The 13,720-nt window shown below is 52.3% G+C and carries 11 protein-coding genes; 4 read left to right on the top strand and 7 right to left on the bottom strand.

Going from position 1 to position 13,720, the window contains the following annotated elements; translation table 11 throughout:
* Positions 1-5: 5 nt before the first annotated feature.
* Positions 6-1,625 carry an ATP-binding response regulator gene (locus AC2IBB_RS26305; RefSeq protein ID WP_486329667.1) on the top strand — a complete coding sequence of 540 codons (1,620 nt, stop codon included), beginning with the start codon at positions 6-8 and terminating at the stop codon, positions 1,623-1,625.
* On the opposite strand, the gene astE is transcribed toward AC2IBB_RS26305, so the two are convergent.
* The 7 genes from astE to AC2IBB_RS26270 form a co-directional block, all read right to left on the bottom strand.
* Positions 1,617-2,642 (bottom strand): succinylglutamate desuccinylase, encoded by a 1,026-nt coding sequence (gene astE / locus AC2IBB_RS26300; protein WP_486329666.1) that lies wholly within the window; start codon positions 2,640-2,642, stop codon positions 1,617-1,619. The two genes, AC2IBB_RS26305 and astE, sit on opposite strands and share 9 nt — an antisense overlap.
* Positions 2,643-2,649: 7 nt before the next feature.
* A complete protein-coding gene (locus AC2IBB_RS26295; protein ID WP_486329665.1) occupies positions 2,650-3,372 on the bottom strand; it encodes an ABC transporter permease in 723 nt (240 codons plus the stop codon).
* Entirely contained in the window at positions 3,369-4,076 is a 708-nt protein-coding gene (locus AC2IBB_RS26290) for an ABC transporter permease (RefSeq protein WP_486329664.1), read from the bottom strand. Before AC2IBB_RS26290 ends, AC2IBB_RS26295 begins: the two co-directional genes overlap by 4 nt.
* A gap of 54 nt (positions 4,077-4,130) precedes the next feature.
* Complete coding sequence (locus AC2IBB_RS26285) at positions 4,131-4,907, bottom strand: ABC transporter substrate-binding protein (RefSeq protein WP_486329663.1); 777 nt, start codon at positions 4,905-4,907, stop codon at positions 4,131-4,133.
* 125 nt (positions 4,908-5,032) lie between these two features.
* Entirely contained in the window at positions 5,033-5,803 is a 771-nt protein-coding gene (locus AC2IBB_RS26280; RefSeq protein ID WP_486329662.1) for an ABC transporter ATP-binding protein, read from the bottom strand.
* Positions 5,804-6,475: 672 nt separating this feature from the next.
* Entirely contained in the window at positions 6,476-6,985 is a 510-nt protein-coding gene (locus AC2IBB_RS26275; protein ID WP_486329661.1) for an RDD family protein, read from the bottom strand.
* Positions 6,986-7,061: 76 nt separating this feature from the next.
* Positions 7,062-7,928: a UbiA family prenyltransferase gene (locus AC2IBB_RS26270; RefSeq protein ID WP_486329660.1), complete on the bottom strand. Its 867-nt coding sequence runs from the start codon at positions 7,926-7,928 to the stop codon at positions 7,062-7,064.
* Positions 7,929-8,099: 171 nt separating this feature from the next.
* Here AC2IBB_RS26270 and AC2IBB_RS26265 point away from each other — a divergent pair, with 171 nt between their 5' ends.
* The 3 genes from AC2IBB_RS26265 (at position 8,100) to AC2IBB_RS26255 (ending at position 13,667) form a co-directional block, all read left to right on the top strand.
* Positions 8,100-9,467, top strand: a complete 1,368-nt coding sequence (locus AC2IBB_RS26265; protein ID WP_486329659.1) for a DUF5610 domain-containing protein — start codon at positions 8,100-8,102, stop codon at positions 9,465-9,467.
* Between the two features lie 220 nt (positions 9,468-9,687).
* Positions 9,688-12,318: an alanine--tRNA ligase gene (gene alaS / locus AC2IBB_RS26260; protein ID WP_486329658.1), complete on the top strand. Its 2,631-nt coding sequence runs from the start codon at positions 9,688-9,690 to the stop codon at positions 12,316-12,318.
* 122 nt (positions 12,319-12,440) lie between these two features.
* Positions 12,441-13,667 carry an aspartate kinase gene (locus AC2IBB_RS26255; RefSeq protein WP_486329657.1) on the top strand — a complete coding sequence of 409 codons (1,227 nt, stop codon included), beginning with the start codon at positions 12,441-12,443 and terminating at the stop codon, positions 13,665-13,667.
* The last annotated feature ends 53 nt before the right edge of the window (positions 13,668-13,720 follow it).

The raw sequence follows: 13,720 nt of genomic DNA, 5'->3' as shown, positions 1-13,720 counted from the left end.
GGAGCATGGCGACGGTAGATAACAAAGCAGTATCCAAGCTATCCAGACAGGACCAGATTCTGCTGGTGGATGATAATCCGGCTAACCTGAAAATCCTTTACGAAACGCTGGATGGCCGCGGCTATAAGCTTTTAGTGGCGGATAGCGGTGAAAAAGCGCTTAGTATCGTTCGTAAATCTCACCCGGACTTAATTCTTCTTGATGTCATGATGCCTGGCATGGACGGCTTTGAGGTGTGTCGCACCTTGAAGCAGGACCCAGCCACCGCCTCTTCTTCTATTATTTTTCTTTCTGCGCTGGACGACACCGACTCCAAGGTGATGGGCTTCGACGCGGGCGGCGTGGATTACATTTCCAAGCCGTTCCAGGTGAAAGAAGTGATCGCAAGGGTGGAGACTCACCTGAAGATCCACCGCTTGGAGCAACAACTAGAAGCCCGTAATCGCGAGCTGCAGATAGACAAGGCGAGCATCCTGTCCGCCATGAGCGAGGGCATATACGGGTTGAGCCGCCGTGGTGAAATCATTTTCGCTAATTCGGCGGCGGGACGCATGAATGCGTGTGATGAGGCGAGTCTTCTCGGGCGTTCATTCGTGCAATTACATTTCAGTCAGGCGGAAAACCCCCAGGGAGAGAATGCATTTGATTTGGACCGGATGACAGAGCGTTTACAGCGCGTGTTGAGCAAAAATGAAGCATTGCGCATCGGCAACGCCTTGTTCACGCGTCCAGACGGTTCCGTTTATCCAGTCTCCTTCACCGTTACGCCAACGGCGCGGGACGATCACGCCACTCATGCGGTTGTGGTGTTTCATGATACTTCAGATGAGATTCGGCAAGCGGAAGAGCTGGAGGCTGCGCGGCAAAGCGCAGAGGCTCAGCGTTCTCAGCTTGCCCATATCTCCCGTTTGAGCATGATGGGTGAAATGGCGGCTGGAATCGCTCATGAGGTGAATCAGCCTCTTACCGCTATCGTCAATTACATCCGCGTCGCCAATCGAATCGCCAAGGCGGAGCAATTGGATAAGGCGCTGATGGACGAAACCCTGAAAAAGATAGAAAGCCAGTGTTTGCGCGCCAGTCAGGTGATTCAGCATATTCGCGATTTCGTTAAGAAGCCTTTGCAGGGCAAAGAGATGCTGTCCGCCAACACGCTCGCCAGAGATATTTTGGAGCTGGCGGAGATCGAAGCTAAGGAGCACGGCATTGAGTTGCGTGCGAATATTGAGCCCTCATTGCCGGAGTTATACATTGAGCCGGTGCAGGTGCAGCAGGTGGCTTTGAATCTGTTGCGCAACGGTATGGAAGCGATGGGACACGCGAATATGCGTGGCGCTGTTAAGTTCAAGGTCGCTCAGGCTAATGGTAAGGGTATTTTATTCGAAGTGACGGATGAGGGACCTGGTGTTGCGGAAGAGCATCAGAATAATTTGTTCAGCCCTTTCTTCACTACGAAAAAGTCAGGAATGGGAATAGGTCTGACGTTATGTCAGTCCATCATTCACTCTCATGGTGGAGAGATTGGTTTCAGGCCGGGGGAAAGCGGCGGCAGCACTTTTTATTTTACGCTGCCGGTGCGCAACAAGCCGGTTGGCAAGCGGGATCAACCCGCTGAATCAGCTTAGTAGCATTGCAGGCAAAGGCCTGACTAATAGTCCCGCGCGTTGACCGGGCCCTACCTTGGAATTAGGGAAGACAATTCGCACGGGGCTGTCGGAAACAACGTACTCCGTCTCCTCATCCGTCCATACAGAGTAGCCTACATCCAGCTCAGTAAAGTTGGGCGTGTCCTCTGCGATGTTCAGCTGAAAGTTCTTGCCCGTATTAATGATTTCCTCAATGACCTGAAACTGCTCGGGCAGTTTTCCGCTATAGGACTTGATGGCGGCGTCATCGCCGGCAATCAGCGCCAGTAACTGTTCTTTAAGGCTGGCGAGTCCCGTCAGATCGTTTTCACCAAATGGGTGTACCTTGCCTAGTTCCACTGTGAAACTCTCTGCGGCGTATTCCGCAGCGCTCCAGCCCGAAAATGTCGCAGCGGGTTTGTTTTGCAGCAATACGGCTTCCACGCCGCTGGCGGCTAACAGCTTGAGTTGTAGAGTGGGGCACTGTCGAGCCGGCAAGAACGGATAAACAGCGAACTTTTCGATCTGCGAGCGTCGAATCGCTGTGTGCAGGTCATAATGCCAGCACGTCTCTCCAGGCGAAACAAAGTCTTGCGCCTGTGCGATGAGTTCCGCCGCCCGGTTGGGCTCATATCCAGGGCCTGAGGTGGCGCTTTCTTTGAAGAGGCGGTTGAGGTTGATGTCGATAAAGCGCTCCTGCGCCCTCATGGCCGGAGGATTTCCGAGGAGAAATAGACACTCTCTGCGTACAGGGTGAAGTCCTTCCAGTAGCTCAGAAACCACTTCGTTCACGATTTCTATTGGCGCAGTCTCGTTTCCATGAACCCCTGCTGAAAAAACCAGCTTTGGGCCGACTGGAGAGGGGGGCGCGCACGTCAGTGCGCCATGCCCTGTGAGGCGGAAGACCACACCATTATTTTCTACGACTTCCCTTTCTTTTGCGGCTTCCCGCCCCTCGGGGATGTCGGCCAGCGTGGCGGATAAGAAGTCCTTGTGAGGGGCGAATAAAGCGCTCATAGATAAATCAGCTTCCTACAGGTCTTAGGTGGGCCATGAGTTTGTGCTCCAGACGTCTAAAGATATAAATAATGGTAAAGGTCAGGCACAAATAAATCAGGGCGACAAAGGTGAAGGCCTCAAAAGGCGCGTAGTACTTGGAGTAGATGTAGCGAGCGGCGCCGGTCAGGTCGATTATCGTCACCACGCTGGCGATTGCGCTGGCGTGAAGCATGAATATGACCTCGTTGCTGTATGCCGGCAGGGCTCGGCGGAACGCGTTGGGCAGAATGATGCGGCGCATGCTCAACCACCACGACATTCCATACGCTTTCGCCGCCTCAATTTCCCCCTGAGGGGTTTGCTGAATCGCGCCGCGAATGATTTCTGTCGTATATGCAGCTGTGTTCAGAATGAAAGCGAGCAGAGCAGGGTAGAAAGCGTCAGCCAGCAAGGGCCAGATGAAAGACTCTTTCACGCCGGGAACCGCCGGCAAACCGTAATAGATCAGGTAGAGCTGAATCAATAGCGGCGTTCCGCGGAAAATATAGGTGTAAACCCAGATCGGTTTGTTTATCCAGGGGTTTTTGCTGGTGCGCAAAATGCCCAGCGGGACGGCGATAGCCAGGCCGATCAGCAGTGACAGAAACACCAGTTGGACCGTGACCGTCAGCCCGTCCCAGTAGTATTCCAAAGTGCCGACGTTGAATATTTTATTCTGGTTGAGCCAGGTAGTAAGAGTCTCGATCACTGGGAGGTTCTCCTGGAGTCAACATGATAGTGAGTTTCCAGTTTTTTGAAGAAAAACTCGGAAATAGAGGTCAGCGCCAGGAATATTAAAAGCACCGGAATAAAAAACAGGAATGGAGCCTGCAGTGCGGCAGAGGCCTGATGCGCTGCCCGCACCATGTCTTCCATACCGATAACAGAAACCAGGGCGGTAGTTTTCAGCATGACCAGCCAATTGTTGCCCAGGCCGGGAAGGGCGTGACGCATCATCTGTGGAAACATAATGCGCCGGAATATTTGCCAGCGACTCATGCCATACGCCAGGCCGGCTTCGATTTGTCCGCGCTCGACGGCGAGGAAAGCGCCGCGAAAGGTTTCTGACATGTAGGCGCCGAAAATAAAGCCTATGGTCAGGACGCCTGCGACAAAAGCGTTGATATTGATATAGGTGTCGATTTCAAACTGGTCGTATAGCCAGTCTGAAAGGCTGTTCATCAGAATCTGGCCGCCGTAAAAGATCAGCAGCATCAGAACCAGATCGGGCACGCCCCTGATCAGTGTGGTGTATGCGGTGCCTACTGCTTTGGAAATCGGGTTTCTGGATAGTTTTGCGGTTGCGCCCAACAATCCCAACAGCAAGGCGAGCAATAAAGAAAGTATGGCTACTTCGATGGTAACCAATGATCCTTTGAGGATAGTGGGGCCGTAACCTTTCAGATCTAACATAAATTCGCCTGATCGATTGATGGTGAAGGGAGGCCGGAGCCTCCCTCATGATGCTTACTTGCCGTAAACGTCGATTTCGAAGTATTTGTCGTTGATTTTCTTGTATACGCCGTTGCTGCGGATTTTCTTGATAGCGTCATTGAACTTGTTCGCCAGTTCTTTGTCGCGCTTGCGAACCGCTACGCCTGCGCCTTCGCCGAAGATGCGGACGGGCTCAGTGATCATGGGGCCTGCGAATTCGAAGTCCTGCCCGGTTTCTTTTTTCAGGAAGCCGCCGTCGGCAGCCAGCGCGTCAACGAACAGAAGGTCCAGACGACCGGCCTTCATATCCAGATAAGCTTCGTCCTGGCCAGCGTAACGTTTGATGTTGACGACATCTTTAAGTTCTTCGCTGACATAGGTGTCCTGAATGGTGCCGCGCTGAACGCCAACAGACTTGCCTTTAAGCTGATTTGTGTCGGAAGGATCAATGCCAGCGCCTTTCTTGGCGACCCAGCCGGAAGGCGTGTTGTAGTATTTGTCGGTGAACAGAACTTTTTCACGACGCTCTTCGGTGATGGACATGGAGGACAGGATAGCGTCGTATTTACGAGCCAGCAGTGCGGGGATGATGCCGTCCCAATCTTGCACTACCCATTCACATTTCGCTTTCATTTCCGCGCACAGCGCATTGCCGATTTCGATATCAAAGCCTTCCAGTTCGCCTGCGGCGTTTTTGGAGGCGAAAGGAGGATAGGTTGCGTCAACGCCGATACGGATTTCTTTCCAGTCTTTAGCTTGGGCTGACGAAAAAGCCAGTACGGACACCAAGGTAATGAGTAACTTTTTCATGAAATTTCCTCAACATTTATTATCAGACTGATGGCTTGGCCACCGTTTTCTAAACCCCATTTTCTGCGAAAGTGCGGCGATGAACAGAAGGACGTCGCGCACGGTTTAATTGGCCCTGTATAGGATTAATACTTTGGAGCCAAAAACTGTCGAACCCGCTCGGAATCCGGGTTGTTGAATACTTTATCAGGAGAGCCTTGCTCCTCGATTTTGCCTTGGTGCAGGAACACCACTTGGCTGGAAACGTCGCGGGCGAACGCCATCTCGTGCGTTACGACGATCATGGTGCGGCCTTCTTCCGCCAGCGAGCGCATGACTTTCAGTACTTCGCCGACCAGCTCAGGGTCAAGCGCAGAGGTGGGTTCGTCGAACAGCATGACGTCCGGCTCCATGGCAAGCGCTCTGGCGATGGCGGCGCGTTGCTGCTGTCCCCCGGACATTTGGGCGGGATAATAATTGCGTCGCTCCCAGATGCCGACTTTCTGGAGATACCGCTCGGCGCTTTCCAGCGCTTCTTTTCTGGGGACGCCAAGTACGTGGATGGGAGCTTCAATAATGTTTTCCAGAACGGTCATGTGCGACCAGAGGTTGAAGCTTTGAAACACCATGGATAGTCGAGACCGCATGCGCTCCACCTGCTTGATATCGGCGGGTTTGCGCTCTCCGTGGCGGCTGGTGGTGAAAGTGATCTGTTCGCCGTGAACCGCTATTTCACCTGAGGTGGGTATCTCAAGAAGGTTGATGCACCTTAAAAAAGTACTTTTGCCTGAACCGGACGAGCCTATCATTGATATCACGTCACCTTTTACGGCTCTAAGCGAAACCCCTTTCAAGACTTCCAGGTCATTAAACTTCTTATGTACGTCTGTGACTACCAGGGGGGCCTTTTCAGCCATGTAAACCTCCGGTTGAGAGTGGGCGATGCCGACAAATCGACTTAATAATAGTAGTTAGCTCCGGCGACCACCTATTCTTTGCTTGTGGTGAGAATAGAGTGTGGCGTTTGAGCCTTTCATGCCAGGGTAGTCTCTTAGAAGCTACTCATCTAGAACTTCGCTAAGGGATAGGCGAGTGGCGAGGAAATCATCGAGGTAGGACATACAGATCCCAATAAGTAGCGAGCTGCAGAAGCGTACGCAAATTTGTTGGGAATATTCTGTAACCATCATATGAGCCAGACCGCTTTAACTTCTATTTGATCCATAGTGCTTGCTCGTGCACAGGATACTTTCTTGTTTTTAGAACTGAGTCTTGTTGTTCTGTCTGTTGTTATTATCACAAATCACGCTTTTTGAACTAGCGGTTCCTCCGTATTCCATCCGAAAAGAATTTTAATGTCAACCAAGCTCTGTCTGCGGAAATTACCTATAGACTTGTCGTTATTTTGATTTGTTTGTTTGGTTTTGGATCTTGTTGATTTTTGTATGTTTTTGATTTTCATGAGGTTTATAAATCACGTCGAGCGCCCGAATTTTTTCGTTAAATCGGCGTCTCGACGGCGTAATCGGTCAAATGGAGGATTGTTGAAAAAGAGATAAGAAGGAGAAAAAGCGCTTGAGTAGAGAATGCTACTTCTTTTTTCGCTTCTCTGTGGGCTTGGCGGGAATGTGAACAACTCTGCTAAGTGAAAAGCGATCATGCCAGCTTAGTTTATCCTTATCCCACAATACCCATAGATAACCCAGCCCCAGACATACGCCGGAGGCGGCGGCGCCGAAGAAGCGCAGCAGGCATTGGCTCCAGTTGACTTTAAAGCCGTCCGGATTCTGTATGCGGATGCGCCAGACTTGCATTCCCAGGGTTTGCCCTATGCGGCGCCAGAAGTAAGCGAAGAAGAAAAATGTCGCCAGAAACAGGCAGCTGGAGAGCAGCGGGTCCCCGATGTTTTTACCTGCCTCGGCTTCCGCCTGCATGGTGTCTGCGCCGATTATCATGCCTCGGAGAAGCATGTAGCCCATGGTGGTGGCCATCCATACCGCGATCAACAAGATAGAGTCGTAAAACATCGCGGCCAAACGGCGCCATAGCGGAGCGGGTTGAAGTTGCGCGGGGTCTTCCGGGAAGCGGTTCGATAGCATAAAAGTGAGGACTCTCAAGGCGACTGAAAACTGCGGCGGGACTATACCACAGGTGACTTTTTCTGTCCCGGCGCGATCAAATGGAAAGTACGTGGCACAGCGCGGTGACGCCTGTCAGTCTGCCCGCCAATTGCGGCAGGTTGTGGCGGGACATGACGCTTTGCATTTGTACGAGTCGGTACGCGAGGAGCAGGGCGAAAACGAGCGAGCCCGACATCCATAGCGGTGTGCTAAGTCGATCCAGTGAAATCAGGGCGATATATCCGGCGGCAGTTAATCCGAGAAGGGTCAGAAACGCCATTTTGGCTCGGGGCAGGCCTAATATAGATGAAAGCGTGCGGTCGCCATGGCGCAGATCTTTTTCTATGTCCCGGATTTCATTCGCCATTAACACCAGGGAAATCAAAGGGCCGAAGGCGATCGAGTCTAAAAGTAGCGTTTGCGACCAATTTCCTGTCGCGCTGAATCCCGCGCTGGTAATCAGAAGCGGCCCCATCAATACGAATACTAATATTAACCCTAAGCTGCGGCGTTTCAGGTTAAAGGGCTCAATGGTATAACCAAGGCATCCCGCAAAACCGGCCATGGCCAATAAGACGATTACCGGCCCTCTCATAAGCATAATGGCGCTTCCTAAAATCGCGGCGAAGGCGAAACAGATCATTCCCAGGACGAAATTTTGACGAATGGCGTGAATTTGATTGGAGCTCAGGCGCAGCTTGGGCTGGCGTTGGTCGCTCCAGTCATTGATAAGATTGACTCCGCATTGCGCCAACAGGGTGGCAATGAATGTCAGGGTAGAGAGTAGTGCTGAGAAGTCGGCGTCAGGGTAAGTGCGGGCGAAAGCGATGCTGCAGCATGCGACGGCGATAATCAGGGAGAATGGCCGCAATGCTGAGGCGAAATTGTATTTGTCAGTAGCTCTGGAGGTGTCGGTTGTCATAGATGTCGGGTAATCAAATGCTTACCAGCAAGCATAATCAAAAATTCCTAAAAATTAACTTTTAATAATGTAAAGTCGTTAAAGAAATCGGCTTGCCTGACGCTAACTATATTGCCCTCGCTGAAAATGACTTTGCGGGAGGCGTAAACAGGTTTGGGGGAGGGCGTTTAAATGCACTTTGCAATGCCGGCGATAAACAATCTGCTTTCTGGTTCCAATCATGGCTCAGGCTCTGAAGCGTCGGAGAGGATGCGTCACGGCAAGGGAGTGGGCGGCAATGTCGTCGCATATGATTTCAGTTACTCCAGCACAGAAGTTTCCTACAGCCAAAGCGGCGGCGGGCGGGATTTTTCCGTCCGGGTTTTTGAAGCCAGAATGTCAGGACGCTTGGCCAGCTTTGGAGTAAGGCCCGCCAATGATTCTTATCAACCGCAAGTTCCCACTCCGCAAGATGTCGCCAACAAAGTGCTGGGCTTTGTAGAAAAAAGAATTGAAAACGCCGCCCGTAACGGCGCTTCGCCGGAAGAATTGGAAAGCCTGTTCGCTCAAGCCGCCGAAGGCGTTGATCGCGGCTACGCGGAAGCGCTGGAGGAATTAGATGCTCGCGGTTTGATCACTGATGAGCTGCAAGAAGATATCGACGCCGGATACCAGCTGATTCAGGATGGTCTGGCGGGGCTGCGGGAGCGTTACCTGCCTTCAGAGACCCCTGCTGGACCACAGTCTCAGACTCAAGAGCCTGATGTGGTCTATGTGCCGCCGGGTTATGGCGAGCCGGATGTTATTTATGTGCCTGAAGGGTATGGCGAGCCAGACGTCATCTATGTTCCAGACGGGTACAACGGCGCTCAGGGCTCAGGCTCCAGTGCGTCTCAATCTGGCGGCGATACGCCATCACGTCTTGGCGGGATTGCTGAAGCGCTGTCCGCCAGACGCTCTTCGTTCTATGCGGCGAATGTCGGCATAAACGTGCAGACTCAGGATGGCGATAACGTTCGCATTCGCATGCTGGAAGCATCCGGCTCGCAATCTGCGTTGAACTATCGGCGCGGCGAAAACGGCGAAGCCATGCAGTTTTCCAGTAACAGCTTCAGAGTTGGGTCTTTCGAGTTCTCCGTTGAAGGCGAGCTGGACGAAGATGAGTTAAATGCGCTGGCGGATATGTTGCAGCAGGTAGAGGGTATCGCCGCCTCCTTCTTTGGGGGGGATATGAATGCAGCTTTTTCTGCGGCAATGGAGATGAACGTAGATAGCAGTGAAATTGCTAACTACGCCATCAACATGCGCAGCCTGCAGTATGAACGTGTGGACGCCGCTTACCGTCGCACCGAGGGCTCCGGCGACGCCTTCCAGTCACTGGCCAAACATCGTGATATGCTGGCGGAATCTCTGAACAAAGCCTCTATGTTCACCGATCCGGCTCGTCTGGTGCATGAGTTCCTCGACCAGATGTTGCAAAGCCGTCAGGACAGTGCGCCAGCCTATCAAACTCAGTATGTGGATTTCGCTAAAGAGCTGCTGGAACGTATGTCCGCCTAAGCAGCTCCGGCCTTTTAAGACGGCGCAGTTTGGTTCAAACTGCGCCGTTTGCGTTTTGGTTTTTCGCTAATCTCCGCTATATGTAAAATTGCGCATTCCATAATCTACGGCGCCGTTTTTACCCCGCAGGTTCTATGGTAGAGTACGCAGCTCAGCCTTTTGCGCGCAATTCAGTCATCGCGCGGGTCTCACTATCGAAATCACCCAGAACGGAACAGGTATGAAGAGTTCAGAAATACGCAGCGCCTTTTTAAAGTATTTTCAGCGTAACGGGCACGAAGTTGTCGCCAGTAGTTCGCTGGTTCCGGCGGATGATCCTACATTGCTGTTCACGAATGCTGGCATGAATCAGTTCAAAGACGTGTTTCTGGGTAAGGATAAGCGTAGCTATAACCGGGCGACGACCTCACAAAAGTGCGTGCGCGCAGGCGGCAAGCATAACGATCTGGAGAATGTCGGGTATACCGCTCGTCACCACACCTTCTTTGAAATGCTGGGTAACTTTAGCTTTGGCGATTACTTTAAGCGTGAAGCGATCAATTACGCTTGGGAATTCCTGACTTCATCGGACTGGCTCAATATCGACAAGAGCAAGTTGACCGTAACGGTGTACGCTTCCGATGACGAATCCTATGATATCTGGGCCAATGAAATTGGCGTGCCGAAAGAGCGCATCATCCGTATCGGCGATAATAAGGGCGCGCCCTATGCGTCGGACAACTTCTGGCAGATGGGCGACACTGGCCCTTGCGGCCCATGCACCGAAATTTTCTACGACCACGGACCGCATATCGCAGGCGGGCCTCCTGGCAGCCCGGATGAAGATGGCGACCGCTTCATTGAAATCTGGAACGTGGTTTTCATGCAGTTCAATCGTGCCGCTGATGGCGAGATGCATCCGCTTCCCAAGCCGTCTGTGGACACAGGAATGGGGCTTGAGCGTATCTCAGCCCTGATGCAGGGCGTGCATTCCAACTATGAAATTGATCTTTTCCAGGAATTGTTAGCTGAAGCTTCCAAGGTGCTTGGCGGGGCTTCTACAGAAGAGCCTGCGCTAAGGGTTATCGCTGACCATATTCGTTCCAGCTCGTTTCTGATTGCTGATGGCGTGCTGCCTGAGAATATCGGGCGCGGTTCTGTATTGCGCCGTATTATTCGCAGGGCTGCTCGCTACGGTAATAAAGTCGGAGCAACCGAACCATTTCTATATAAATTGGTTGGCAAGCTGGTAGATCTGATGGGCGATGCTTATCCAGAGTTAAAAGCTTCCCAGAGTAAGATTGAAAGAGCCTTACAAATGGAAGAAGAGCAGTTTGCAAGGACATTGGGGAGAGGTTTGCGCCTTTTGGAGCAAGAGCTAAAGCAGCTTAAAGGTACGACTATTCCCGGTAAGACCATTTTTACTCTCTATGATACCTATGGATTTCCTGTAGAGCTGACCAACGACATTGCTCGTGAAAGAGGTTTGTCGATGGATATGGCTGCTTATGAAGAAAAAATGAGTGAGCAGCAAGATATGGGGAAAAGGGGGCACGGGTTTACAGTCGACTATAACGCAGGGCTGCAAATCGAGCATTCCTCTGAATTCACGGGCTATACCGAGCTTGCCGGCAGCTACAAGGTGCAGGCTTTGTTCGCTGGCTCAGACAAGGCTGACGCCCTGGTTACTGGTCAGCAAGGCGTAGTCGTGTTGGATAAGACGCCGTTTTACGCAGAGTCGGGCGGTCAGGTGGGCGATACCGGCGTGCTGAAAACCGATACCGGTGTATTTATCGTTAAAGACACCAAAAAAGAAGGCTCGGCGATTGTGCATATTGGCGCGGTCTCTGAAGGTGAGATCAAAGCGGATCAAACCGCAACGGCGGAAGTGGATCGTCATAAGCGCAAAGCGACGGCGCTTAACCACTCCGCCACCCACCTGCTGCATGCGGCCTTGCGTAAAGTATTGGGAGATCATGTCGCCCAGAAAGGCTCTTTGGTAGATCCTGAGCGTTTGCGTTTTGATTTTGCGCATTTTGAGCCAATGACGCAGGAGCAGGTTCGTCAGGTGGAATCTATTGTTAATGCGCAGATTCGCGCCAATACGCCGGTTTCCACGGAGGTTATGGGAATGGATGCTGCGCGGGAGCGTGGCGCTATGGCGCTCTTTGGTGAAAAGTACGGTGAGACAGTGCGCGTTCTGGCGATGGGCGAGAGCGACTTTTCTATTGAGTTGTGCGGCGGCACCCATGTTGAGCGCACCGGCGACATCGGTATGCTTGTAATCACCAGTGAGGCGGGAACAGCCGCTGGCGTGCGTCGTATCGAAGCATTGACCGGTCAGCACGCAGAAAGCTGGGTTCAGTCTGGCGATGCATTACTGCGGGACATTGCTTCTCTGGTGAAAGGTAACCGTGATACAGCGGCGGATAAGGTGCGCGCGCTGATTGAACGCACCCGCCAACTTGAGAAGGAAATGGACCAGCTCAAGGCTAAACTGGCCAGCTCCGCGGGCAGTGATCTGGCGGCTTCCGCTGTGGAAGTAAAAGGCCTCAAAGTGCTGGCGGCTAAGCTGGATGGCGTTGATCGCAAAGCGTTGATGGACACTGTTGATCAATTGAAAAACAAGCTGGGGCAAGGGGTTGTGCTGCTTGCGTCTGTTGAAGACGGTAAAGCTTCGCTAGTGGCTGGCGTTACCAAAGCGGAATCCGCGAAAGTAAAAGCCGGAGATCTGGTGAAGATGGTAGCCGAACAGCTGGGTGGCAAAGGCGGCGGACGTCCAGATATGGCTCAGGGCGGTGGCGTGGAGCTGGACAAGCTTGATGCGGCGCTGGCCTCTGTCAATGCGTGGGTGGAAGGACAACTGGGTTAACGCCCGCGCATCCGAAAGACGGAGACAGGGAGAACAAGTGGGCGCTGCTTGTGCGACGCCCCGAGCAAAGGGAAGTGTGTGACGAAAAAATGTAATTACTAAGACGGAAAGATAGAAACATTATGGCCCTACTGGTTCAAAAGTTCGGAGGCACTTCTGTCGGTAGCGTGGAGCGTATCGAGAAGGTCGCGGACAAAGTAAAAAAGTTTAGAGAAGAAGGTCATGACTTGGTGGTGGTGGTGTCGGCGATGTCCGGCGAAACCAACCGGCTGATCGGGCTGGCCAAGGACATAATGGATGAGCCGACTCCAAGAGAGTTGGACGTTCTGGTCTCTACCGGCGAGCAAGTGACCATAGCGCTGCTTTGTATGGCGCTGCACAAACGCGGCTGCGAAGCGCGTTCGTATACTGGCGGGCAGGTTCGCATTCTTACGGATAACGCCCACACTAAGGCCCGTATTCTTGAAATTGACGAGAACAACATTCGGGCCGACCTCGATGCAGGTCGTGTGGTTGTCGTGGCGGGCTTCCAGGGCGAAGACGAGAGCGGCAATATCACCACGCTTGGTCGTGGCGGTTCGGATACCACAGGCGTTGCACTGGCGGCGGCGTTAAAAGCGGATGAATGCCAGATTTATACCGACGTGGATGGCGTTTACACCACTGATCCGCGCGTTGTGGACAGTGCGCGCAGACTTGACAGCATTACCTTTGAGGAGATGCTGGAAATGGCGAGTCTGGGCTCCAAAGTTTTGCAAATTCGCTCGGTGGAGTTCGCCGGCAAATATAACGTTCCCTTACGTGTCCTTTCATCGTTTGAAGACGGTCCGGGCACGCTGATAACAACAGAGGATGATGAGAATATGGAGCAACCCATAGTATCGGGCATAGCTTTCAACCGCGATGAAGCCAAACTGACCGTATCCGGCGTGCCGGATATCCCTGGCGTAGCGTCAAAGATCCTGAAGCCGATCAGCGACGCCAACATTGAGGTGGATATGATCGTGCAGAACGTGGGTGAGGATAATCACACCGACTTCACTTTCACTGTGCATCGCAATGACTTCAACAAGGCCAAAGCAATCCTTGAGAAGCTCTGCAAGGAGCTTGAGGCCAGAGAAGTGAAGGGGGATAGCAAAATCGCCAAAGTGTCTATCGTCGGCGTTGGCATGCGCTCTCATGCAGGCGTGGCCACTACGATGTTCGAGGCGCTTTCCAAAGAAGGCATCAATATCCAAATGATCTCCACTTCAGAGATTAAAATCTCTGTTGTTATCGATGAAAAATATCTGGAATTGGCGGTTAGAAGCCTGCACGGCGCTTTCGAATTGAGCGAAAAACCGGCGTAATTTTGGATAAAACATTGGCTTTTGCCTGGAAATAACTAAAATAGGCGACCTGT

The sequence above is a fragment of the Hahella sp. NS-SX17 genome (assembly GCF_057367735.1).
Note: the sequence above shows the minus strand (reverse complement) of the source record. Positions and strands in the feature narration are given on the sequence as shown.